Genomic DNA, 25,282 nt, shown 5'->3' with positions numbered 1-25,282 from the left:
ATGAGCGTGAGCATCTTGTTAGACTTGGCGAAAAACGCCAGCATTATTCTAGAGGGCACTGTGCCGGAAGACTCCGTCGCTGTCCTCGTTTTGATCTCACTCTTTACCGACGCAAGAGCAGAAACCTCAGATACTATTCCAGACGGAACGACTGACCTGAGAGGTTGGCCTGGTGACAGTTTTTATGATGCGCCATGGGGCTCTAAGTTGTGGCTTTTGTATCGTGAAAAACTCACTACAGATGTCATGAATCGCGCGGTGAAATACGCCCTTGATGCGCTAAGCTGGATGACCCAAAACAATGGCAACGGCCAAATGGCAAAAAGCGTTGATGTGGTTGGTTCAATTCCTCGCTTTCAAACCCTTGCACTGACCACCACCATCACCAAACCGGACGACACTGTGATTTCATTTACCGTACTAAAACGATGGGAGGCTCAACGTGCCGTATGAGGTTCCAACGCTAAGAGAGCTGGTTGAAAGCGGTTTAATCGATATTGAATCGTCATTAGATAAGGTTTTAGAAAAGTATGGTGTCGAGCAAGCACTGAACGTTTCCGTGAGTGGTAGCGTTCGTGACCTGTACGACTATCAGACTTGGATCGTTCGCCAAATCATTCCGACGTCTGAATCTGAAGACCAGACCATTGTCGATGTCGCGCGCGCTGAAGGTGTGCCCCGCAAGCAAGCAGCACCATCTACTGGCCCTGTTACGTTTGTTGGTACTTCACCAATCCCTCTAGATACACTGATGACCCACCAGAACGGCCTGACTTATCGTGTGATAGAAGCACAAGAGCCAGATGCAGGTTCAGTTGTGGTCACTGTGCTGTGTGAAGAGACGGGGCCAGACGGTGACTTGCTCTCTGGTCAGGTGTTGACCTTGGCCTCATCCGTGCCAGGTGTACAACCTGAAGGCATCAGCGGTGACATTTCTGGTGGTGCTGACATCGAGAGCATTTCCTCTCTCTTAGAGCGCCTGTTATTTCGTAAACGTAACCCGCCTATGGGCGGCGCAGTTTATGACTATGTGGCTTGGTGTCGAGAAGTCGCTGGTGTTACCCGCGCTTGGGCTATCGATGCTTATCAGGGCGGTTCGACAGTGGGTTATGCGTTCGTGTTCGATAACCGTGAAAACATTCTTCCCACAGTGACCGATCGCGACAATATGGCGCAATATATCTTTCGTCACCCAGACCCAGCAACAGGAATAGATGTAGGTAGACCAGGTGGCATTGAAGCGATCTATATTCCCTTAACGCTCAAGGTGACAGACCTTGCGATTATTTTAACTCCAGACAATCCCGATAACCGGACCGCAGTAATGCAAAACCTGGAGGCATACTGGCGTTCGTTGTCTAATGGTTCAACGTTATATGTGAGTAAAGTGCGCACCGCCATTGGTGAAGTTGATGGCGTTGAAGACTATCAACTTGATTTAGTCGCAGACGTAACTGCAACAGATGAACAGCTTCACGCATTGGGAGACGTCACATGGGCCATTCCGTAGAGCAGTGGACAAACTCGATCGTTGCGCAGCTCCCACGTGGTGTGTTGTGGCAACGTGATACCAATTTAGACCTATACAAATACGCAGCAGGTTACGCGCCAAGGCTTGAAGCTGCCGAAGTAAGCGCCGAAGGTTTACTACTTGAAATGCGCCCTGAAACCACTAATCAGCTATTACCAGACTGGGAAGAGTACTTAGGGTTGCCAGAGTGTGCAGACGTCAAACAAACCGTAGACTCACGTCGTGATGCTGTAACAGAAAAGTATTATCGCAAAGGTGGCTTGCAAACGTGGAATATTGAAAAACTTGCTGCTGATTTGGGCTTTGATATAGAGGTTCAAGAACTGTTCCCTCATCACTGTTTGCGAGGCTGTACCTATCCACTTTATGAAGAAAAGTATCGCCACATTTTACGTATTTACGTCAAAGGCATTACACAGGCTTACGCTACCTGCCTAGACGATTGTTTAACCCCACTCGTAAGCGAAACCGCCGCCATTCTTGAATGCACACTGAATAAGTTCAAGATGGGCGGGAAATACTACGAGTTTATCTATGAGGAGAGCGTGTAATGCATAAGCTCCGTAATGGCTCGCAAGTCACTGTAAGGCCAGCACGCAAGCCAGTAATTGGAACGCCTGGATATTTTAGCGAAAGTAACGATGAAGGCGCACCAAGCATTCCAGGTCAAGATTGGTTTAATGACTGCATCGATGAGTTTTTGAATGCGCTGGCGGCTGCTGGCATAACATACGATCCAAATGTTCTAACCAACCTTTCGCAAGCTATTTCAGCATTAGGTAAAAACGCCGTTTATGACGAACTGGTTGGCATGATACTTCCAGATTCCACTATTCAAGTTTCGCGAGACCGCGCATTTCTAGCTGATGGTTCAGAATACAATCGTGCCGACTATCCTAAGCTCTGGAATAAAATTAGCGGTACAGGGATTTTAGTGTCTCAAGCTGTTATTAATGCAGACCCTGAAACGAATGCCGCTAAATACGGTGATGGAGATGGCTCAACTACATTCACACTGCCAAATTATGGATTGCGCCCTCACTTAGCAGCTGCTGGAACGCTTGGTTCTGTTGGTACCACTATTGAAGATCAGATTCAGAATATTACGGGTGCATGGGAAAGTATTAATTTCTCATCTACAACGAAATATCAAGGTGCTGTTGATGGAACCATAGAGCAAACAGGGATTGTTGGTTCGGGTTCATTAAGATACATAATGAATCATAATTTCGATGCCTCTCGTGTTGTGAGAACAGGAACCTACACTGAAGTTAATTCATCATTTCTTAACTTCTATATTATTCACGGAGAATCAGCATGAGTGAGTCATTAACCTTATATGTAACATCACATAAAACAGGTGAGTTACTTGGTCAACGTGAAGCAATTAGCGATATTAAACAACCAGATCGCTTTGTTATTCCTCCATACCAAACTCCGGTAGAGCTTCCGGAAGATAGCCTTGCAGAGAATGAGTATTGGGCCTTTTTAGATCAAAACGACAAACCAGCTCGTGACTATACATTGGGCGCATGGTTTAAAAAGAAAAAGTACCATGAAGTAACGGCTTATCATAAGCAAACCAAACACCCAAAAGAGTTTGACGATGTGTCACTAGTTGATAATGAGCATACAATCAACGTGCCACCACCTCATTCAATCTGGCAAAGTGGTAATTGGGTTCAACAAGTCGATTTATTAAAAGAAGCCAAGCGGAAAGAAATAAATCATTGGCGCGACACCCAAGAGGCTAATGCAGAGCAAAAGGTGGTCGTGAGTTCCATCGAGTGGGATGCAGGTCCAAGTGACCGTATTCGAATTGAATCAACGTTAGCAGGCGATTTTATCCCACCATTTTGGACTGATGCTAATGACATTGACCAACCAATTGGTCGTGACAGCTTGAAAGCTATTCACACCGCCATAGTCCAACGCGGGTTCGAGATTCACGCAAGGCAACGTGAAATGAAATGTGAGATTGAAACCATCACTGACTTCTCAACCTTGGAAGCTTACCAAGTAGATTGGCCTCAAGTTTAAACCCTCTTTAAACACACTAAACCCTAGTATTTTGAACATTAAATTAAATGCTCACTATACTAGGGTTCTTATGTTCATTTCTCTCGGCGCGCTACAGTCTGCCAAAATCATTGATGCTAAGAGCTCCTTTACGTTTGATCATTCTTTTCATGTGGCAAGGCTATCTGAGTACCTTGGGTACAAGATGGGATACTCTGAGACGATGCAAAGAATGCTATACCTTGCTGGGCTTGTACATGATATTGGCAAGTTAGATACCCCAGTAAGCATTTTACATAAGTCGTCTGAGTTAACTGATGCGGAGTACGCCTGTATTAAGCGGCATTCAACCGACACTCGTTATGCACTGCAAGCGATGCTCAAGTCTGAACAAATCATTGAGTGGGCGTCTAATCACCACGAAAGGTTAGATGGTTCTGGTTATCCTGCTGGTAAACATGCGTCTCAGTTGGATAAACCGAGTCGGATTATTGCCGTTGCCGATGTTTTCCAAGCGCTGACTCAATCTCGACCTTATCGTCATGGTTTAGATCTGAATGAAGTTCTGAATTTGGTGTATGAGTTAGTTGAAGATAATAAGTTAGATCGAGAGGTCTATGAGTGTATTGCAAGCAATGCTGCAGCGTGTTATCGCATCTCGACAGGAGAAGAACCGATACAGCAAAGTGCATGAAGAAAAGGGCAGTTAACCCTTTTCTATTCTATCTTATTGTTGGTTGATAAAAGCTTTAAAACGAGCTTTTGTCTTTTCGTCTGCTTTTTCATACCAGAAATGCAGCATTTCTTCTGCTGTATCTGCTTTGGCCGTTTCGGCTTTTTGAATCTTTGCAGGTAAGGTGACAGGATGAACCGTAACAACTGATTTACTCCAAGCTGCTGGTCCCCCTTTTTGATTGTAGAGGCTGATCTCTGTGCGATAATCGCGACCGATTTGCATTCCTTTTTTAACTAGCTTGTCTTGCTTTACGTTTAAACTTTGGCCTGATGTGTCAAGCATCGACCATTCAAAGTTTCTGATTTCGGTTTGAGCTTGTCGTTCATTTCGGTATTTCGGGAGTTGGAAAGTAAGGGCTTGATCACTGGCATTAAAGGTAGCGATGATTGGGTCGCTTTCTACAATGACGCGATCATTTCCTTTGTCAAAAAATGTACGGTAGCGAAACAGAATCTGACTCTCTCCATTTGGCAAGGTCAAGCTCTTCTCTGACGCAAAGAAACCACCTTCCAATTCGGGTTTCTGTTCGTTCGCGGCCAGTAATTCAATATTATCAGTCACCTTTAAAGTGACATCAGCGTGAGCAATCCCTGATACGCTTAAGACGAGAGCAGCAAGCAACATTTTTTTCATGATCGGGTTCCAGTAGTAGGCAGAAAGTAAAAGACTGCCTAGGTATGAAACGCAATTCAATACTATTTTGTGAGAGTTATGAAAAAATCATATTAACAATCCCAAAATATCGATAGTTTGGGGTTACTGATCTATATCAGTAAAAAGTTATTTTTCGATAAATAATAGTTATTATGCGCCAAAGATAACAAAATGCATGTTGATTCATATTTGCTCAACATGGATTAACCTCCCAAAATATGACCTCCATTCAGAATTATCCTTTGTCTACAACAGGTTGTGCGATTTTTCCAGCTGCATTCATGGGTTGTGTTTTTTTTTGACTCCAAGTCAGGTTTGTAATGTAACAAGGTGATAACACCCTGGATTTTTATGGGTTATCACTCGAAAAGCCCTTTAAATTTTCGTATCTAAAAAAAAGTCTTTCGAATACTGAAAGTGATGTTCTTCAACGCAGTACCGCAAGAACAGCAACAAATAAAAAAAGTGAATATTCAAGGGATGAGAGAATAGGTATGAATCGTATTACTTTGTGCGCCGCAAGTATCGCTATGGCACTGTCTGGTGCTGCGATGGCTGCACCAACTGCTCCAAGCGTTGATGTGTATGGGTCAAACAATCTTCAATTTTCGAAGATTGAATTGGCAATGGAAACCACTGCTGGCTACAACCAAATGGTTAAGTACCATGAGCAAGCAGATATCACAGTTAAGTTTAATCAGTGGAGTGGCACGACAGGTGACACTTACAAAATCTATTTTGACGGAGTTCAGGTAGCGACAGGCCCAATCACAGGTGGCCAAACTGCTGCAAACTTCAAATATGGTCAAGGTGGCTTGTACCAAATGGAAATTGAAGCGTGTGATGCGACAGGTTGTAGTAAGAGTGCACCTGTAGAAATCACAGTTGCAGATACTGATGGCTCACACCTGAAGCCACTAGTGATGAATGTTGATCCAAACAATAAGACTTACAACACTGATCCAAACACAGTAGTAGGTACTTACTTTGTTGAATGGGGTATTTACGGTCGTAAGTACACTGTTGACAATATGCCTGTCGACAACCTAACCCATATTTTGTATGGATTTATTCCAATTTGTGGTCCGAACGAGTCAGTTAAATCTGTAGGTGGCAACAGCTTTAATGCTCTACAAACTGCATGTCAAGGTGTGCCAGATTATGAAGTTGTTATCCATGACCCGTGGGCTGCTTATCAGAAGAGTTTCCCTCAGGCTGGTCATGAATACAGCTCTCCAATCAAGGGTAACTACGCAATGCTAATGGCATTGAAACAACGTAACCCAGATCTAAAAATCATTCCTTCTATCGGTGGCTGGACGCTATCTGACCCATTCTATGATTTCGTAGATAAGAAAAATCGTGACGTATTCGTTGCGTCTGTGAAGCGCTTCCTGAAGACATGGAAGTTCTATGACGGTGTGGATATTGACTGGGAATTCCCTGGTGGCGGCGGTGCTGCTCCAAACCTAGGTGACCCTGTAAATGATGGCCCGGCATACATCGCATTAATGCGTGAACTTCGTGCGATGCTTGATGAACTGCAAGCTGAAACAGGTCGTACGTACGAGCTAACTTCTGCAATTGGTGTTGGTCACGATAAGATTGAAGACGTGAATTATGGCGATGCAATCCAATACATGGATTACATCTTCGCAATGACATACGACTTCTACGGTGGTTGGAACAACGTACCTGGTCACCAAACGGCACTTTACTGTGGTACCTTCATGCGCCCTGGTCAATGTGACGGTACTGGTGTTGACGAAAATGGTGAACCGTACAAAGGCCCTGCTTACACATCTGATAACGGTATTCAATTGCTACTTGCACAAGGTGTTCCTGCGAACAAACTGGTTCTAGGTACAGCAATGTATGGTCGCGGATGGGAAGGTGTTACACCGGATACGCTCACTGATCCAAATGATCCAATGACGGGTACTGCAACAGGCAAACTGAAAGGTAGTACAACTCAAGGTGTCTGGGAAGATGGCGTTATTGACTACAAAGGCATCAAAACTTACATGCTAGGTGATGCTCACACGGGTATCAATGGCTTCGAGTATGGTTATGATGACCAAGCGAAAGCACCTTGGGTTTGGAACCGCACAACAGGTGAGTTGATCACATTTGATGATAAATTCTCTGTTCAAGCGAAAGGTGAGTACGTTCGTTCTCTTGGTTTAGCTGGTTTGTTCTCTTGGGAAATTGATGCGGACAATGGCGACATCTTGAATGCAATGCACGAGAGCCTTGCTGGTGGTACGGTTACACCTGTGAACAAGAAGCCTGTTGCGGCAGCTGGTGCAGACCAAACAGTAACGGGTCCTGCTTCAGTCGCGCTAGATGGTAGTGCTTCTAAAGATACTGACGGTACCATTGCTAGCTACCTATGGGAGCAAGTATCAGGCTCTCCAGTTGTCCTTGCTGGTGCGAATGCAGCTCAAGCGAGCTTCGATGTTGCTGAAGTAACTCAAGTTAAAACGCTAAGCTTTAAGTTGACGGTTACAGATAATGAAGGTGCTACAGCTACGGATACAGTTGTTGTAACTGTGAATCCTAAGAATGTAACACCAGTAAATGAACCGCCAGTTGCAGTAGTAACAGCTCCTGCTTCAGCGAATGCTGGTGATGTTGTTGTGGTTGATGCGTCAGCATCGACTGATCCAAATAACGATGCACTGACATTTACATGGGATGTACCTGCTGGCTTGACTGCTACAGTCGATGGAGCAACAGTGACATTTGTTGCACCGGAGTACTCAGTAGACACTTCTTTAGCGTTTACAGTGACTGCTAGTGACGGCAAGTTAACGTCTTCAGCTTCTGCTACAGTTGTGGTTGCTAAGACTACGACAGGCAACACTTGTACTAACCTTTGGGATGCAGCTGCTGTGTACAACGGTGGTGACCAAGTAACTTGGGCTGGCAAAGTCTGGGAAGCGAAGTGGTGGACTACAGGTGAAGATCCAAGCAAGTCTGGTGAATGGGGTGTTTGGAAAGAGGTGGGTGTTGCAGATTGTGCAACTAACTAATCAGTACACTTTATGTTGATACTAAAAAGCTCTGCATTTGCAGAGCTTTTTTATTTTCTGTTTTAGTTAAGTTGATGGTGTTTTTTAATGCATGAACCAAGAAATCAAAACTAGAGCACCAAAACCAAATGTAGTGATGAGCGCCATAGTGCCACCTCCAGCAGTATAGTCATGCTCAGTTACGGCAAAAGTGGTTTCATTTTTGCGAACTTTGAGAGTCATGGCGATTGGTCCCCAAACAGCAAGAAAAACCAAAATCATCCCAGCGTAATCCAGCATGCTCACAAACTTATCAGAGAATGTGTTTGCAATCGCAAGCGGCAAAACAAAGGTGAGTGCGTAAGCGATCGTTTTGTTGTTGGTAATGGCATCTATGTTTTGGTCGAATAACGCCATAGAAACGCCAAGGAATGATGTAATCAATGCAAGAGCGGAGAAAATAGCGATCAATGTGCGTAGCGTTGATTGCTCACTACTAAACTCAGCAATGAGCTCTGAAATGGAATTAAATTGGCTAATGGCTTCAGTGCCTAGGTTGCCGATAATTGCACATAACCAAGTAAGGTAGCAGATGAGTGGGATCACTGAGCCTAACAGTACCATATTGCGTAATTGCTTTTTTGATGCTTCTCGGTTGTATAACACCAAGGATGGGATAACGACCATAGATGCAAAACTGGTAAAAATGACCGCACTATAACGAATCACTTCATTAGTATGAAAAGCCGGGGTTTCAATCAAATAGTCCAGTTTAATATTGGAGAACAGAAAGCAGATCACGACAAACAACATGATCACCATAATGATGAATAATCCACGATTGAGTTTATCGACGTATGTTTTGCCTGCGGCAACAATAACCCCAGTTAAAAGACTGAACAAAATGTAGCTGAGTTGTGCAGAAAGATTGAGTTGGACGGAAGAAAAGAGTTTATGAAATAAGTCCCCAATACCGATCAAGTAAGCGATCATCATACAAACTAGAAGTAAGTAGAAACATGTGTTGATGAAATACTTCCCTTGCTTGCCTAACGTTGCTTCCGCAACGCTGCTCATCCCATTGTTGTCTTTCGTCTTAGAGCATACTTCCGTGAGTAATAGGGCTGAATAGGTGGTACCAACAAAGATCAGTAACATTAGTACTGTGCTGATGATAAACCCAAACTGCGCTAATACCATTGGGATTGCTAACATCCCTGCTCCCAATGCAGTTCCTGATAAAATAAGTGAACTGCCAAAGAGTTTCATATTCAAAGGAAATATCCTCGTTGTTTTTAGTTAATTGTGTGAATTTGTTCCGCTAATTGGACAAATGATAGGCAGGTTAACAAAGCATATGTAAAAAAAGAGGTCTGATATCAGGATCTTTCTCTTTCTGTCTCAGTGTTGATATTTTTATCATTCGCAGGGTGACTGATTTTTGGCTAAGGATAGGCGGGTATAATAAAACCAGCCGAAGCTGGTTTTATTATTTGAGTAATGGGTTAGTGATTGACGGCTCGAACTTTGCCATGCTTCAGGTCATTGAGTACCTGAGCCTTTGGACCATCAGCAATAATGCAGCCTTTCTCCATCACGATCAGCCTGTCAACGACGTCTAACATCGATGTTTTGTGTGTGATGAGAATGAGTGTCTCAGAAGGTTTCATTTGCGCAAGCTGTTGCTTGATATGCATTTCTGAACGATTATCCATTGCGCTGGTTGGTTCATCTAACAATAGGACAGGTGGGCGACCTAGAATAGCGCGAGCGATTGAAACTGCTTGACGCTGACCGCCGGATAATAACATTCCGCCTTCACCTACTTGGCGCTCTAGCCCTGCTGGGTCTTGCTGAGTAAAAACAGTAACACCTGCGCGGTTTGCTGCGTCCATTACGTCACGGTCGTCTGCTAAAGGGCGACCTAGAGTGATGTTGTCACGGATAGTTCCATAGAATAGTTGGCTGTCTTGAGGCACACAGCCAATGTTACGACGAATATCAATGTGGTGCAGCTGCTGAATATCGGTGTCATCTATCCTTACGTGACCTTCCGTTGGTTGGTATAAGCCCATGATAAGGCGTTCAAGCGTTGTTTTACCTGACCCAATCCGGCCAATAATGGCCACTTTTTCACCAGGGTTGATGGTCAAAGAAACATCTCGAATAGAGGCGATCGGTGAGTCTGGGTAATGGAACGTTACTTTATCCAGTTCAATTTTGCCGTGGACAATAGGTCGATGGATATAACGTTTACCTTCTTCTTGTTCGTCTGGCATCGTCATGACTTGTTCAATGATGGTCATGGATGATTTTGCTTGATTGTAGCGTGTAGAAAGTAGAGACAGTTGAACCATAGGTCCAATAGCTCGCCCACTTAACATGGTGGCAGCAATAAGTCCCCCCATCGTTAGCTCACCTTCTGCGATTAAATACACACCTAATATGATCATGCCAACGTTTGAAGCTTGCTGAACAAAGCCCGCAGTATTTTGGATCCCATCTGTAATGCGACGACTCTTAATATTCCAATTGGCCATGTGAGCCACAGCTTCTTCCCAGCGATATTGGAACTGGCTTTGTGCACCAAAAAGCTTGACGGTTTCAAGGCCAGCAAGGCTTTCAATTAGGTTTGCATACTTTTGGGAAGCGAGTCTTGAGCCTTCCTCAATGGCGTGACGAAGTGGCCCTTGAATAAGAATTGAATAGACGATGAGTATAATCACACCGACAATTGGAACGAGGACCAAATTGCCTGCCATTAACCAGATCAATAGCAAAAAGAGCAGTGCGAAAGGCAGGTCAATCAAGGAACCTATGGTTGCTGAAGTAAAGAACTCACGAATTGACTCAAATTCTTGGAGGTGTCGTGCAAAAGCACCGACAGATGGAGGGCGGGACTCCATCCGTATACCTAAAACTTTACTGAATAACTTGGATGAAATGAGAATGTCAGATTTCTTCCCCGCCACGTCAATGAAATAACTTCGTAGCAGCTTTAGTGAAAGGTCAAAAAGGAAAATCACAAAAATACCACTCGCAAGCACCCAGAGGGTTTCGAATGCTAAGTTTGGCACCACTTTGTCATACACTAAGCGGGTAAACATGGGGGCGGCTATCGCAAATAAATTGATCAGTATGGAAGCAATCAGGACATCGCGATAAATCTTCTTCGATTGCCAGATTGTGCTCCAAAACCAATGACCCTCACGAGTCTTCAAGACTTCTGGTGAACGTTCGTCATAACGAAACTGTTTTTTGACCAGAAAGTATCGACCCAGATAAAGCTCTTCAAGTTCCTCATAAGAAATCGAGATGGGAACTAAGCCCGATGAACCAGTAACTATTTCAGCCTCACTTCGATCTTTATTGAAGCTGTTTAGTACACACGCATCTCCACTTTTTAGTAACAAAACGACAGGGAGTACGAGCTCAGAAATGTCGTTGAGTCCAGAGCGATTCTCTTTTGCAACTAAGCCCGCTCGCTCAGCTGAGCGAGGAAATAAAAATGGTGTCAGTTTGCCATCAGTGAGTGGCAAACCGTTTATCAGAGCTTCTGGTGAATTCGCTAATCCGTAATAACGGCTAACATAAATTAACGAATTAAGCAGCGGATCTTGCATTCATTACAACCTTTTATTTATCCACTATGAAGCCTTGGAAGACTTCGATGAAGTGCTCGGACAGGAAGTCGAGCTGAGTTTGAGTTTCCACTCTTGATGCGATGGTTTTAATGCCTAAGTTATGCGCAGTTCGAGAAATTGACGTCAGTGTGAATTTTTGTTTCTCATCATCTAAATGGTGAGTGTAGAGGTAATCCAACTTGACATACGCCGGGCGGAACTCGTTGATGTAATCTAGAGAATGGAAATGTCGACCATAATTGTCGACACCGAAGTCAGCCCCAGCATTACGAACAGCATTACAGAACAGTGCTGTGTGGTGAGGTGAATTGATAAAGCAACTTTCCGGGATCTCAAAGTGAAGTTTGTCAGCAACAGATTTGTGCTTGTTGAGTAACTGTGTCACCCAACGAATAAAGCTAGGCTGGGCAATACTGCTTTGAGCGATGTTGACGGCAACTGGCTCTTCATATGCACCTTGCTCTAGTTTATTCACAATCGCTGTAATGACATATTCGTCGAAAATATGACTTGAGTTTAATTGTTCAAGGGCAAAAAGATACTGGTTGGCACTGTAGCGTTCACCATCTTTTTCTATGGTTGAGAACACTTCTCGGTGATATGTTTGCCCCCAGCTATTGTTAGCAGCTTGAAAGCGGAAGCTGAACCATTCATTGTTAATGGCTTCCTCGACAAGGTTCTTCCATTGTTGTTTACCCATTAGGTTCTGAGGTGTCTCACTCGAGACATAGCCATAAAGAAGGTCTGGATTAGCTTTAGATGTCGCCAACGCGTTATCAAGCATGGTGAGTACTTCTGTTGATGTTCGCCCTGACTCGTTGTGGACTACCCCTAGTGATATATCAGCTGAAGCCATGCCTGTTGGGTCGGCACTGATATCTTGGACGTAAGTGACAATGCTTTCAGCCACTAACTTGAGCTCAGAGTCCTCCATATTTGGCAAGATGAAGCCAAACTCTTCAGTTGAGATTCGCGCGATGGTGACATTTGGAGATGTCAGAGAGACTTTCAAATGATCGGCCAATTGGCGGATCATTCCATCACCCGCTTCATAGCCTTTGTCATCGTACAATTCTTTGATAAAGCGCGCTTCTAAAATGGCAACACCGCCGTGGCCACCTTCGCCGAGCCAAGAGTTGAGCTGACTCATGTAGTAAGCTCGGTTGCCAAGTTGAGATACTGGGTCGATGTATGCGCGCTCTCGCAGCTGTTGTGCTTCTTTGGCTTGCGCTTTAAATGCCAGTTCCACTTGCGCTGACATGCTGTTAATACCATCGACAACATAGATAAGATCTTTGGTTGCAGGACGAGGCAGAGGATCGCCAAATTGATTTCGAGCCACTTGCTCCATTTTTTCAACGATGAGTTGTAGTGGACGTAATGCGCGCTTGAGAATAAAAGAGATAGCACCTAATCCAATAAGAAAAATTAGGCAAAATGCGATAACAAGGCGTTCAAAAGCGTTCCAAAGCTGGGTGTAGGCATCCCCAGGGTGGCTGACGATCTCGACTTCCGCGAGCTGCATCCAACCGCTTGTTACTACGCGCTTATCATGGATTTTTTGAAACAAGTTTAATTTAGTAAACCATTGAGGGACATCATTAGGTTTAATTGGGTATGAGCGAATGATCTCATCACCTGTATCGAGAAAAATAAGTCGTACGACGGAGTAACTGCTGCCATCAAATAAGGCGTTAATCACCGATTCAACTGCGACTTGATCCTTATCTTCTAAATAGGGTGCAAGGGCTAATCCAACGGTATTGATGGTATTGTTTACTTCTGAGCGTTGTTGCTGCTCTAGGTTATTTCGCGTGGTGTTGAATTCGATGATAAATACAGATGCCATCAGCATCAAAAACACCGCTATCATTCCCGCGACAAGCTGTTTATATAAAGTCATATTGCCTACTCATCGTAATTGACTATCGGTTTATTCAATTTCAGTGAACGCTCACGTGCCCGCAGATCATTCCACAAGCTGAGACGTGAAGATTTACCAGCCAGTTGGCCTTTCTTCGACTTCATCAGCCAGAGGTTTTTACCGTTAAAACTGTAGATCGGTAGTAGATCCCGTCTCGTAGAAGCGGGCTTAATCACTGGATTAATATTGTCTAAAATAATGGGTTCTGCACTCGGCTTGGAGTAGTACGCGAGAACCATATGGAATTGATTTAGCTCAATAGCTTTAACATACACAAGGCGTAGTTTCTTATCTGAGACACCCAGTTCAAGCAGGGAGAAGTACTTCGCAATTGTGAAATCTTCACAGTCACCAGCGTTACTTCCAAGAAATTCTAGAGGTGTTGCCCAGTAGTCATTCTTACCCCATAAACGAATATCATTGACGAAATTAAGCTGATTAAAGAAATTGTTAACCTTGGTTAACTTATCTCTTTCTCCCAAATTTTTATATTGACTCATTTCTCGTCGCCATGTTTCTACTCGGCGACCAGCTCGGTCGCCATAGGTCGCACGCACCGCATTTACCCACTGTTGTTCTCGGGTATTTAGCGCCATAGACGTGGTTGATGCCGTGATAAGAATGAGAGCGGCGAGCCAATATTTCATTCAATGCCTTTACTGGCAGCTTAGTGTGTAAGTAACGTTTGGTTTGAGCATAAACTATTCCTTTAATGCGTTAGTTCGAGCACTTAAAATCGGTTTCATTAAGTATTCCATTACTGTTCGCTTACCTGTGATGATATCCACCGAGGCTGTCATCCCGGGGATAATTGGCAGAGACTCATCATGGTTGAGTGATGTTTCTTTAGTGCGAACCCTGACTAGGTAAAAACTGTTGCCTTCTTCATCTTGCGTAGTATCAGCACTGATGTGCTCGAGCGTGCCTTGTAATCCACCGTATTTAGTAAAATCATAAGCACTAAACTTAACAATGGCAGGTAAGTCTGGTCTTAAAAAGGCAATATCTTGCGGCGCTATTTTGGCTTCAACCAGCAACGTATCTTCACTAGGGACAATTTCGATGATGTCCATACCCGGTTGAATTACCCCTCCGACGGTATTGAAGTTAAGCGTTTTGACCGTGCCATTGACGGGAGAAACTACTATGGTGCGATTTACACGGTCTTCAAGGCCGACAGTCGACTCGGTCATCGCAGAAAGCTTATCTTGCGCCTGATTCAGTTTCTCTTGTTGCTCTGAGCGAAATTTTTGGGCCGCATCAATTCGGCTTAACATCGCCTCTTTGATCGCAGACTGTAAGACGGGTACCTTGAGTTTACTGGATGTCAACTCACGTCGAGTATCGTTGACTTGTCGTTGTAGTTTCAACAACTCAATACGAGGTACAACCCCTTCATCAGCCAGCGGTTTGGTGATGTCTAACTCTTTCTTGGCGAAGTTATAGCTTTCTCGGAGATTTCGTACTCGAGCCTGAATTTCAATTAAATCCTGTTGCTTTTGTTTGACCTGTTGATCGATAAGGGATATTTGATTTCGTAGATTATTGAGATCTTGTCGGTATTCTGCTTTTTGACGAGCAACTAATCCGGGACGTTGCTTAGCAAACTCCTCTGGGAAAACGAGTTTGCTGTAATCAAGGACGACGTTCTTTTGCCAGTTTTGTTCGTTAAATTGTTCGTTAACCGTTACGCTGGTCATGGATGCAGACAGTTGAGTAACACTTGCTGTTAAGTTGGCGACCTGTTGCTCTCGCTCACGAAAATCTGAGCGGAATCGGGTATCATCAAGTAATAGTAGCTGCTGCCCTTTTTTTACCTGCTGGCCTTCACGAATGAGAATTTCTTTTACAAGACCACCTTCAAGGTTTTGAATGACCTGAACTTGGGAAGAAGGGACGACCTTACCTTGGCCGACTGTCACTTTATCGATTTGTGCCCAAGATGCCCAAGCAATAGCAATAGCAAAAAATAAAACAATCACCCAAAGCATGACTCTTGCGTTGCTAGGCGTATTGAGAAGTAGCGCGGCTGTTTTATCATCAATGTAGTCAAGTTCAGTGGGGGAGAGCTTATTATAATCGCTTTTGCTCATTGTGATTCCTTGTCACTAAAAAGTGTTATTTAACTGATTTTATTACCCATTGACCCAAATGTTAAGGTGTTGAGAACAAAACATCATGCGCTATCTTATGGTACTTAAAGCTTAGATATATACCGATGTAAGCTCAAGATACACCTTTTGTTCTAAAATCGGGATTATTTCCCTGCATTATCATGCTAAATATTGACTGGCTCACTATCGAAAGGTGCTTCCTATGTGATGAACAGGGATGGTACAGGTACAAATCTGGTTTGATGGTTGTTTTCTTCAATTTATAGGCGCACAATCAGCAAAAAATGTTGAGGAGTAAAGATGGAACTTGAAGACATTCGTCGTGAGTACAGGAAAGGTGGCTTAAGACGCAAAGACTTGTGTGCGAACCCAATTGAGCAGTTTAATGTTTGGCTGCAGCAAGCGATAGATGCCCATCTTACCGATCCAACGGCGATGACAGTCGCAACGGTCGACCGCACTGGTCAGCCATTTCAACGTATTGTTCTACTAAAGCATGTTGATGATGGGGGCTTTGTTTTCTATACCAATTTAGGTAGTCGAAAGGCAGATCAAATTGAAGGAAACAGTAAAGTCAGCCTTCATTTCCCATGGCACCCGATTGAACGTCAAGTCCACATTACTGGGACGGCTGAAAAACTCACGGCCTTAGAGAATATGAAGTATTTTGCCTCTCGCCCAAAAGAAAGCCAGCTTGCGGCAATCGCGAGTAAGCAAAGCAGCCGGATTTCTGCTCGAGGTGTATTGGAAGGTAAATTCTTAGAGCTTAAAAAGAAGTTTGAAAAAGGTGAAATTCCAGTACCAAGTTTTTGGGGGGGATATCGTATCCGACCTGAAAGCATAGAGTTTTGGCAAGGTGGTGAGCACCGCTTGCATGATCGCTTCTTATTTTCCAAAACCGATGAACGTTGGGACATCGACCGTTTAGCCCCTTAATCATTGCCTACCTAAATGACTGCGCCGCTTATGCGGCGTAGTCACAATTTAGAACCACAGAAAGTTGTGTTTTTAATAGCGTTTGGGGGATACGTGAACCAAACCCCTTGTCTAAAGCCAAATCGATAAGATGGGCTTTACTATGTGCTCCAAACTTATGCCTTAACCTGACGACGTAGCTTTCAAATGTTTTAATCGAAATGTTCATTGCATTGGCGATGAACTTAGGTTTTTTACCATAAAGCAATAAAAACAGTATTTCTGACTCTCTAATGGTTAGGTTGCATAAGCCATCTTCATGACTACTAGGGAGGTGGTGCAGATTTGGCGGGGCAATCATACCTGTTGCTCGGCAAACCCAGTGTCCTACTTCTAGTACTGCTGTATCGGTTAAGTCTTGCCCATAGAAAATGGTGCCTTGAACGGTGCCATTTTCATCAAACCATGGTGTTTTAGTAAAAATGTGGGCATGCCAACAACCATCAGGATATGGATGTATGTCTAGAACTTTCAATGATTTTTGGGTCTGAATGACATAGCGATCTTGTTCTTGGAAGCTATGGGCAAAACGAGTTGTTGCACTGGGCATGTCAAAATCTGTACGACCAGAGCATTCTCTAGATGAAGCTAGCCCCACTAATGAAGCATAGGCATCGTTGGCGTACAAAAATACAGAATCAAGGTCCTTGCATCCCCAATATCCGGGAAGTTGCTTGAATAGCGATACTAATTGCTTGTCCAATTTATATGCATCCTAAAGACTATCTTAACGATGATAATCGATCCGAAAGTTTTTGTAATTAACTAATTTATTAGTTAATTGTTCTGGATAAAAAAATGCCAGCCACTGTTTTGGCTGGCAAATACAAGATTCTCTCTTGTTGACGTGTAGAAGAGGTTCTATGCACTCAGCGAGGGTCTTGCTGAGGATAGATGTATCATCAGATACAAAACTCCTTTGCTTCGCATGGGGAGTTCGTTGTTAATGTAAGCTTTCATTTGGCAACAAAAAAGGGGGGAATCCCCCCCTTTGTATTAGCTGGATGTGGCCACTAGTTAATTTCTCGAACGATACGGAAACCAACGTAGTTAGAAGTGGATGACGGCGAAAGGAACAGTTGTTGGTGTGCTGCCGCCATCTCTGGAGCTGAATTCCATGCTCCGCCTTTTGCGATGCCTCGACTATCGCTTGTCCATTGCCATACGTTACCAATAGCGTCATAAATCCCAAGTTTGTTTGGTTTGAATGCGCTCACTGGAGATGTGCTCTTGTTTGACCATGGAGTACCACTCCAACCGGTATTCGCTCGTCCTGCTTCGAATTTATCTCCCCACCAATATTGATTATGGCTGCCAGAACGTGCGGCGATTTCCCATTCATCTTCAGTTGGTAGGCGATATTTAAATCCAGTTTGCTTGGTTAGCCAATTGATATAAGCCTTAGCGTCATTGCGGCTGACACAGACAACAGGAGAGTTTTCATATTGCTTAAAGCCAGGGTTGCGCCAGTAACTCCCTGAAATTGGTGTAATTTCACCATCTTTAATGGTTGTACACGTATTTTTTAGCTCAGCATCTGATTGATAGTTGGTTTGATTTACAAAGGATTCAAATTGATTCACAGTGACAGGTGTCGCGCCAATGCCGAAAGCATGATCAAGGAAAATCTGATTTGACGCATGCTCTCCAACTAAATATTCGCCAGGTAGTAACGCAATCACTTCTGGTGCTTTACGCCCGCCACGCATACTGTCGGCAAACTTATCACCAGCCGAAAGAATATTTTTCTTTTCCACTAGGTTTGCGCGCAGTGAGTAATTGGATGTAATGCGAAGCTCTTTTTGGTAGGAGTGGTAGCCGTCTTTCTTAATGACAATGTTATGTAAGCCAACGGGCAACAACACCTCGACTGGAGTACTGCCATAACTTACACCATCTACTATGACTTTATCACCATACTGGTTTGAACGAAGCGATAAGCTGACCCATGCAACTTCTTGTTCACTGCTTTGTTGAGCTGCTTCATAACCAGGCGCAAAACAGTATGTGTTTTTAATACCTAGAAGCTTACAAGCTGCACTTTCTGAAGGGCGTGCTTCTAATTGGACATCCAAAATATTCCGGTAACGCTCACCATCATAGAATCCTTGTTCAACTACGGAGTGTCGTAATACGTGCGTGTTTAATGACACTTGGTCGATATGTTGTTTGGCAAGGCTCGACTCGGTTGTAGAGTCTATCAATGCATTCTGGAACTGCTTTACCGCTTTTTGAAGCGCTAATTCTTTGGTCTGGCTATCGCATTGAGCGAGGGTCATTGAAGATTGGCAGCGATTTGTGAAGCTGACATTAAGAGTTTGACTCTGCTGCAACTCCTCTTTCATGCGCTCTGCGCGTGCACGCAGCTTGGCAATATCAAGCTCATTGATGCTTTTCTTGATGTGTTCAACGGTAGTCTGCTTAGAGAATAAGTTAGCACTGAGCTCTTCAAGTTCTTGTTCTGCTTCGAGGCGGTATTTTTGATTTTGTTTTACTTTAGCCCAAGCATCTTGATAAGCCTGTTGAGATGCAACAATATCGATACTTGGCTCATCAATCATTCGCTGATAATCACGCTCGAGATCAGCTTTGGCTTTTGTCATTTCAGTATCAAAGGATTTCGCCTGCTTGGCCAGTGTCTTCAATTGACGTTGTTGGTCGTCTACCAGCTCTTGTTGTTTATCAAGCTCAGCTTTGGCATTCGATAATTCTGAATGTTTAGTAAATAGCTGGTCATCTATTGCGATAACCGAGGTTGGTAACTCTTCAGCCAAAGTTGGCGTCGCAACCAAGCAAGGAGAAATAGCTAGCAAAATAGCGGATAAACCTTGTCGCATTGTCTTTCTTCTACTTATTAATAAATTGGCTAATGAATTCATTCTAAACGCAAACGCCATCTTGCCTGAAGTTACTTTGCTGTAACTTAGAGTCAACATGGCGTTTTTAGTACATCTTTGTGATTTGAAACCGAAAATGAGTACGTTAGCTATTGGTGTTTGGTCTTAGTTTTACCCATACCGTATCGTTGCTGTGTACGCTGATGACTCGGTTGTAAGTTTGGTAACCATCTTTCGAAACGGTGACTTGATGATTTCCTTTTGGAAGAACAACTTCGACAGGTGTACTTCCGTATTCGATACCATTAATAATTACTGCATCGTTATATTGGTCTGAACGTACGATCACATTCACCCAGCTTTTTTCTTGCTTCTTCGTTTGTGTGGTTTGGCGTTCGCCTTTCAAACAGTAACGTGAAGATACGTTGAGCAACTTACATGCGGCCACTGCTTCCGGTTTAGCTTGAAGTTGTGCTTGCATTTGAGTGAAGTAGCTGTTGTTACCTTCAAAACCACTGCGAATAAGTTGGCTTTCCTGAACGTGAATATTCAGTTGGACATCTTTAGCATTCTGTTTTGCCATTGTGGATTCAGTTAAGCTATCCATCAGCTTGGCTTTAAAGGTTTTGACGGCTTTTTGTTTGGTAAGGTATTTACCTTGGCTTGCACATTCACCCAAGGTCATTGTGGCAGAGCAGGTTGTTTTGTAGCTGGTTTCTAAAACTTCGCTCTCACGAAGCTCAGCATCAAGACGTTTAACGCGCGCCTCTACTTTTTGCTCTCGTAGGTAGGAAAATTCGGTATTTAGACGGGCTTGTTTTTGTTTTACCTGCGATAAGCGCATTTCGTTTTCAGCAATTGCCTGTTGGTTTTCCAACATGGCATTTTGGTTGTTTTTTACTGCTGTCCAAGCGTCTTGGTATTTTTTCTGGAAGCTAACAAGGTCAGTCTCTGGATCATCTAAAAGGCGGCTATACTGTTTGTCCAGCGCAGACTTTGCTCGGTTCCGCTTGGCATCTAAATCCTGTTGTTCACGCTTAAGTTTAGCCTGCTCATTTTTAAGCAGTTGCAACTTATCGGCTTCTGAGTCGAACTCAGTGGCCATAGTATCGATTTCTGACTGTTTATTGCTCAATTTGTTATCGATTGCGGCGACAGGATCTGTCTGTGCAGCTTCTTCCGCTGAAATCGATGTCGAAACCCAAAAAGGGGTTAGCGCAAGCAAGAGCGCTGGGATGCGACGTTTTATCATAAGTCCCTGCAACAATTAACGTTTAACTCACCAATGGTAAAAGTAAATAGACAAACTTTTGACGTTGTTGCTCTAAAGTGTAGAACAACGGATTTTTTCGTCCTTTATTAACCTACTACTTAATAATAATTTAGAATAAATTCTAAATCATTGTAAGTCATAATAAAGTACTGTTATTCATTTTGAGCTGATTCACGAAATATGCAAGTGAAGTTTCTCGATCTATGTTTGAGAAAATCAGCTGAACAGACATTCGCCGTAATTTATGTGCACTTGATCATTGTTCCGAAATAGAAAAGATACAAAATTTCAACATTATTAACTTACAAAATAGCATTCTTAGTGTGTTGCTATGCATATAGTGAATGACAGATAGCGAAAATTTCGAGTTAGTTCACTTTTGTTATACCATTCGAAATGAGAAGTGTTTTTCATTGCCGAGTGTTCCAAATGACAGCTAAGCAGCTCCTAACCACGGTTTCGACTGACAAACTTTTGTCGCCCAAGCCCGCAGAACTGGTCACATTACCTTCACATATGGATTGTCATGATCACAGTTACACTCAGGTCGTGATTGGGTTAAAGGGACAAGCTGAATTTGAAGTAAGTGGGATGGGCAACTTAGTGGGGCCGGGCCAAGGTTGTGTGGTGCAGTCTGGTGCTGGGCATGCATTCGGCGGTGTGGTAGGGCAATCCGATATTTTAGTGTTGAATATGCCTTTACCGAGTGATGATGACCCTTTAATGCTGAAAAAGCTTAATGAGCTGAGTCATTCGGAGACTTACTTCCAATTAGATGGTCAGATTCAGAAGTTGATTCATATGCTGGTCAATGAAATGCAATCGAGCCCTGATGACTTGCTTCTCAGCCGCGCCTGCAATGATACTGTTATCGCTTTGCTGCAGCGGCATATCTCTTCCTTTGAAACTCATCGAAAAGACTCACGTTTTGACCTAGATGCCATTGATCGATATATCGAACGTCATCTAGGGCAGAAAATCTCGGTTGCACAATTAGCAGGTAGTGTATTCCTAGGGGAAAGCCAATTCCATATGCTATTTAAAGAACAAATGGGAATCACTCCACATCAATATGTATTGGGCAAACGTATCGATATGGCCAAGCGTTTTATCGAGCAAGGAAGTTTATCATTAGGGCAGGTTGCTGAGTTAACGGGTTTTTCTGGTCAAAGCACATTTACCCATACTTTTACTCGCCTTCAAGGTTTGTCACCATCTCAGTACAAGAAACAAATTAATGTTAAATAAGAAAACATTTGCCAGATATTATTTTGATTAATTTGGTGTGACTCTGTATTTATTTTGTTAAAAAGCGTAGTTTTTAGCAAAAGACTCGGAGTTTTTGACAAGTATTCCGCACCCGCTCAAAATACACTGCATGCCATTGTAGAAAATCTGAGTAATTTTTGCTCAGGTATGAGATTGAGGAAGACGGATGTTTACTGCGACAGATGTACTGAACGCCGAGTTTGCCCAGCAACCGCTGGATAAGCTGTGGTCGCTGATCTCGCCACTGTATATGGTGGACGAAACTCAATGGCTAAAACAACTTTTACCTTTGGCTACGCCTTCAGAGCGTGAAAAAGAGCAAATCAGCCTAAAAACCACTCAGTTAATAGAAGCGATTCGAGCGGATAAAAACTCGATTCAAATGATTGATGCCTTGTTATTGGAGTACAGCTTGGATACTCAGGAAGGTATTCTATTGATGTGTTTGGCTGAAGCTTTGATGCGTATTCCAGATGCGGCAACAGCTGATGCGCTGATTAAAGACAAGCTCAGTGTTGCGGATTGGAAATCTCACCTTAAGAGTTCAGATTCTGTTTTTGTTAACGCGTCTACCTGGGGGCTACTACTCACAGGTAAAGTGGTTGGTTTGTCTGATGGGGAAAAGCAGAGTCCTGCTCAAGCTGTAAATCGCTTAGTCAATAAGCTTTCAGAGCCTCTGATTCGTAAAGCGATGCACCAAGCCATGAAGATCATGGGGCATCAGTTTGTTTTAGGGCGAAGTATTGCTGAAGCGCAGAAAAATGGCCGCCCAATGCGTGATAAAGGATTCACGTATTCATACGATATGCTTGGCGAAGCTGCGTTAACTTCAACGGATGCAAACAAGTATTTCAAAGACTATTTAATGGCGATTGAAGCGGTAGGTCGCGATCGCTATGGGTTAGATACCAGCCCTGCTGCGTCTGTTTCTATCAAACTTTCTGCTTTGCATCCACGCTATGAAGTTGCCAACGAAGAGCGTGTTTTAACAGAGTTATATGACACGCTGATACAGCTTCTGAGCCGCGCGGTAGAGCTGGATGTAGCCATTACGATTGATGCGGAAGAAGCCGATCGCTTAGAGCTATCATTAAAGCTGTTTGAAAAAGTGTATCGCAGTGAGTTAGTTAAAGGGTGGGGTAAGTTTGGCATCGTTGTTCAGACATACTCAAAACGTGCTTTACCTGTTTTAGTTTGGCTCAATGCCTTGGCAAAACAACAAGGTGATTTAATACCACTTCGTTTAGTTAAGGGCGCTTATTGGGATAGTGAGATCAAATGGTCCCAGCAAGCAGGGTACGCCAACTACCCTGTTTATACTCGTAAAGAAGCAACAGACGTTGCCTATTTAGCCTGTGCTCGATTCCTGTTGAGTGAGCATGTTCGAGGCAATATTTTCCCACAGTTTGCGAGCCATAATGCGCATACTGTGACGGCTATTGCGGTCATGGCAACGCATAAAGACTTTGAATTTCAGCGTTTGCACGGCATGGGAGATTCCTTGTACTTCCATGCGATGGAGAAGTATCAACAATCAGTTCGCATCTACGCGCCTGTAGGGAGCCATAAAGATCTGTTGCCATATTTGGTGCGACGCTTATTAGAAAATGGTGCCAACAGTTCATTTGTACATCGTCTTGTCGATGCTCGCTGCCCTGTGAGTTCACTTACTCATCACCCCGTTGACATGCTGTGCGCTTTCGGAACATTACACAATGCCAACATTCCTTTGCCTCCAAACGTGTTTTCAGAGCGTAAAAACTCTCTCGGAGTCAATATTGATGTCGAAAGCGAAGCACAAGGATTTGAGGCTCAAGTCCATAGGTTTTTATCTAAGCAGTGGAGTGCTGGTCCCGTCATTAATGGAATGATTCTTAGCGAAAGCATGATCAAGGAAAGTGAACGGCTTGATGTCGTTAAAGCGCCTTATGATCGTCGTATTGAGGTAGGGTTTGTTGCTCATTCCAACCTTGATCATGTTTCCGAAGCAATCACAGGAGCGCACAACGCTTTTTATTCATGGCAGCGAAGTGATAAAGCTACGAGAGCATCAGCGTTGGAAAGGTTAGCTGATTTGTTGGAAGAAAACCTTGCCGAACTCGTGGCGCTTTGCCATCAAGAAGCAGGGAAAACGATCCACGATAGCATCGATGAAGTGCGCGAAGCGGTCGATTTTTGCCGTTATTACGCAAAACAAGTGGAAGCGTTAGGCTCACTAGAAGTGACGGGTTTTGACGGCAGCGTTCGAACCGTATCGCGAGAAGGTCGAGGCGTGTTTGTTTGCATCAGCCCATGGAATTTCCCATTGGCTATTTTCCTTGGCCAAGTGGTCGCTGCTTTAGTTGCTGGGAATACCGTAGTTGCAAAACCTGCAGAACAAACCACTCTTATCGCCGCTCGTGCAGTGGAATTAATGAAAGAGGCGGGTTTTCCCGACGGAACCATTCAATTGCTTCCCGGACGAGGAGCGGATATCGGTACGGCGTTGACCTCTCATCCTGCTATCGCTGGGGTTGCGTTTACTGGCTCCACAATCACCGCTCAACGAATTAACCAAACGTTAGCCGAGCGCGATGCTCAACCTGTACCTTTTATTGCAGAAACAGGTGGACAGAATGCCATGATTGTTGACAGTACGGCACTGCCTGAACAGGTCGTACGGGATGTGATTCGTTCAGCATTTGCTTCGGCAGGACAACGTTGTTCTGCATTGAGAGTGTTGTATGTGCAAGAAGATATTGCCGACCGCATCGTTGCTCTTATTCAAGGTGCTATGCAAGAGCTCAAAGTGGGTATTCCTTATCTGCATAGCACCGATGTTGGTCCCGTGATTGATGCGACGGCCAAAGCGAAACTGCAAGGTCATATTGAACACATGACGAATAGTCAGCGAAAAGTTGCTCAACTTGAACTTGATGAGGTGTGTGAACATGGTGATTTCATTGCACCGTCAGCATTTGAAATTAACGGTATTGACTGCCTAGCGGAAGAACAATTTGGGCCAATACTGCATATTATTCGCTACAAAGCGAACCAACTGACTCAAGTTGTCGAAGAGATTAATCAAACTGGGTTTGGGTTAACTATGGGAATCCATAGCCGCAATGAAACGACCTACCGTTGGATTGAAAAGCATGCAAGAGTCGGGAATTGCTACATCAATCGAGATCAAGTGGGTGCAGTTGTTGGGGTTCAGCCCTTTGGTGGACAAGGGCTATCGGGCACTGGCCCTAAAGCTGGTGGCCCTCACTATTTGTTCCGTTTTACTCAAGTAAATTACCAATAATGCGCA

Annotated in this window: 18 protein-coding genes and 1 pseudogene; 10 read left to right on the top strand and 9 right to left on the bottom strand. The window is 43.8% G+C overall.

From position 1 onward, the window contains the following. The 6 genes and pseudogenes from ACQEXU_RS10750 to ACQEXU_RS10725 all read left to right on the top strand — a co-directional run. Complete coding sequence (locus tag ACQEXU_RS10750; protein WP_427010799.1) at positions 1–453, top strand: phage GP46 family protein; 453 nt, start codon at positions 1–3, stop codon at positions 451–453. Then, positions 443–1,510, top strand: a complete 1,068-nt coding sequence (locus ACQEXU_RS10745) for a baseplate J/gp47 family protein (RefSeq protein WP_427010798.1) — start codon at positions 443–445, stop codon at positions 1,508–1,510. The genes ACQEXU_RS10750 and ACQEXU_RS10745 overlap by 11 nt, the downstream gene beginning before the upstream one ends. Next, entirely contained in the window at positions 1,495–2,082 is a 588-nt protein-coding gene (locus tag ACQEXU_RS10740; RefSeq protein ID WP_427010797.1) for a YmfQ family protein, read from the top strand. Before ACQEXU_RS10745 ends, ACQEXU_RS10740 begins: the two co-directional genes overlap by 16 nt. Beyond that, on the top strand, positions 2,082–2,852 hold the full coding sequence (locus ACQEXU_RS10735; protein WP_427010796.1) for a hypothetical protein: 771 nt from the start codon (positions 2,082–2,084) through the stop codon (positions 2,850–2,852). The genes ACQEXU_RS10740 and ACQEXU_RS10735 overlap by 1 nt, the downstream gene beginning before the upstream one ends. Beyond that, a complete protein-coding gene (locus ACQEXU_RS10730; RefSeq protein WP_427010795.1) occupies positions 2,849–3,571 on the top strand; it encodes a DUF4376 domain-containing protein in 723 nt (240 codons plus the stop codon). Before ACQEXU_RS10735 ends, ACQEXU_RS10730 begins: the two co-directional genes overlap by 4 nt. Before the next feature lie 100 nt (positions 3,572–3,671). Then, positions 3,672–4,244 (top strand): annotated as a pseudogene (locus ACQEXU_RS10725) (HD-GYP domain-containing protein); the annotation flags it as partial. Positions 4,245–4,277: 33 nt separating this feature from the next. Here the strand turns inward: ACQEXU_RS10725 and ACQEXU_RS10720 are convergent. Then, positions 4,278–4,919, bottom strand: coding sequence for a DUF2057 family protein (locus ACQEXU_RS10720; RefSeq protein ID WP_427010794.1), 642 nt, complete (start codon positions 4,917–4,919; stop codon positions 4,278–4,280). Between the two features lie 515 nt (positions 4,920–5,434). On the opposite strand from ACQEXU_RS10720, the gene ACQEXU_RS10715 reads away from it, so the two are divergent. Then, positions 5,435–7,975, top strand: a complete 2,541-nt coding sequence (locus tag ACQEXU_RS10715) for a glycosyl hydrolase family 18 protein (protein ID WP_427010793.1) — start codon at positions 5,435–5,437, stop codon at positions 7,973–7,975. An 84-nt stretch (positions 7,976–8,059) separates the two neighbouring features. Here ACQEXU_RS10715 and ACQEXU_RS10710 read toward each other — a convergent pair whose 3' ends face one another. From ACQEXU_RS10710 to ACQEXU_RS10690, 5 genes are all read right to left on the bottom strand, one after another. After that, positions 8,060–9,223, bottom strand: a complete 1,164-nt coding sequence (locus tag ACQEXU_RS10710; protein WP_427010870.1) for an amino acid permease — start codon at positions 9,221–9,223, stop codon at positions 8,060–8,062. A 236-nt stretch (positions 9,224–9,459) separates the two neighbouring features. Further along, positions 9,460–11,577, bottom strand: coding sequence for a type I secretion system permease/ATPase (locus tag ACQEXU_RS10705; protein WP_367990378.1), 2,118 nt, complete (start codon positions 11,575–11,577; stop codon positions 9,460–9,462). A gap of 13 nt (positions 11,578–11,590) precedes the next feature. Beyond that, positions 11,591–13,501 (bottom strand): bifunctional diguanylate cyclase/phosphodiesterase, encoded by a 1,911-nt coding sequence (locus tag ACQEXU_RS10700; protein ID WP_427010792.1) that lies wholly within the window; start codon positions 13,499–13,501, stop codon positions 11,591–11,593. 5 nt (positions 13,502–13,506) lie between these two features. After that, positions 13,507–14,169, bottom strand: coding sequence for a transglutaminase-like cysteine peptidase (locus tag ACQEXU_RS10695; RefSeq protein ID WP_427010791.1), 663 nt, complete (start codon positions 14,167–14,169; stop codon positions 13,507–13,509). Positions 14,170–14,223: 54 nt separating this feature from the next. Further along, positions 14,224–15,615: an HlyD family type I secretion periplasmic adaptor subunit gene (locus ACQEXU_RS10690; RefSeq protein WP_427010790.1), complete on the bottom strand. Its 1,392-nt coding sequence runs from the start codon at positions 15,613–15,615 to the stop codon at positions 14,224–14,226. Between the two features lie 321 nt (positions 15,616–15,936). On the opposite strand from ACQEXU_RS10690, the gene pdxH reads away from it, so the two are divergent. After that, positions 15,937–16,572, top strand: coding sequence for a pyridoxamine 5'-phosphate oxidase (gene pdxH, locus ACQEXU_RS10685; RefSeq protein WP_367990374.1), 636 nt, complete (start codon positions 15,937–15,939; stop codon positions 16,570–16,572). A gap of 28 nt (positions 16,573–16,600) precedes the next feature. On the opposite strand, the gene ACQEXU_RS10680 is transcribed toward pdxH, so the two are convergent. From ACQEXU_RS10680 to ACQEXU_RS10670, 3 genes are all read right to left on the bottom strand, one after another. Continuing rightward, entirely contained in the window at positions 16,601–17,314 is a 714-nt protein-coding gene (locus ACQEXU_RS10680; protein ID WP_427010789.1) for a helix-turn-helix transcriptional regulator, read from the bottom strand. Between the two features lie 310 nt (positions 17,315–17,624). Beyond that, positions 17,625–19,448: an SUMF1/EgtB/PvdO family nonheme iron enzyme gene (locus ACQEXU_RS10675; RefSeq protein WP_427010788.1), complete on the bottom strand. Its 1,824-nt coding sequence runs from the start codon at positions 19,446–19,448 to the stop codon at positions 17,625–17,627. 145 nt (positions 19,449–19,593) lie between these two features. After that, positions 19,594–20,700, bottom strand: a complete 1,107-nt coding sequence (locus tag ACQEXU_RS10670; protein WP_427010787.1) for a PEGA domain-containing protein — start codon at positions 20,698–20,700, stop codon at positions 19,594–19,596. Positions 20,701–21,150: 450 nt separating this feature from the next. Here ACQEXU_RS10670 and ACQEXU_RS10665 point away from each other — a divergent pair, with 450 nt between their 5' ends. Together ACQEXU_RS10665 and putA are read left to right on the top strand one after the other, a co-directional pair. Next, positions 21,151–21,969, top strand: coding sequence for a helix-turn-helix domain-containing protein (locus tag ACQEXU_RS10665; protein WP_427010786.1), 819 nt, complete (start codon positions 21,151–21,153; stop codon positions 21,967–21,969). A gap of 187 nt (positions 21,970–22,156) precedes the next feature. Then, positions 22,157–25,276 (top strand): bifunctional proline dehydrogenase/L-glutamate gamma-semialdehyde dehydrogenase PutA, encoded by a 3,120-nt coding sequence (gene putA / locus ACQEXU_RS10660; protein WP_427010785.1) that lies wholly within the window; start codon positions 22,157–22,159, stop codon positions 25,274–25,276. Positions 25,277–25,282 lie beyond the last annotated feature (6 nt).

Origin of the sequence: Vibrio sp. TRT 21S02, assembly GCF_050113675.1 — a bacterium.
In the GTDB taxonomy this organism is placed as follows: domain Bacteria; phylum Pseudomonadota; class Gammaproteobacteria; order Enterobacterales; family Vibrionaceae; genus Vibrio.
The sequence above is the reverse complement of the archived record's forward strand: the minus strand, read 5'-3'. Positions and strand labels throughout refer to the sequence as shown.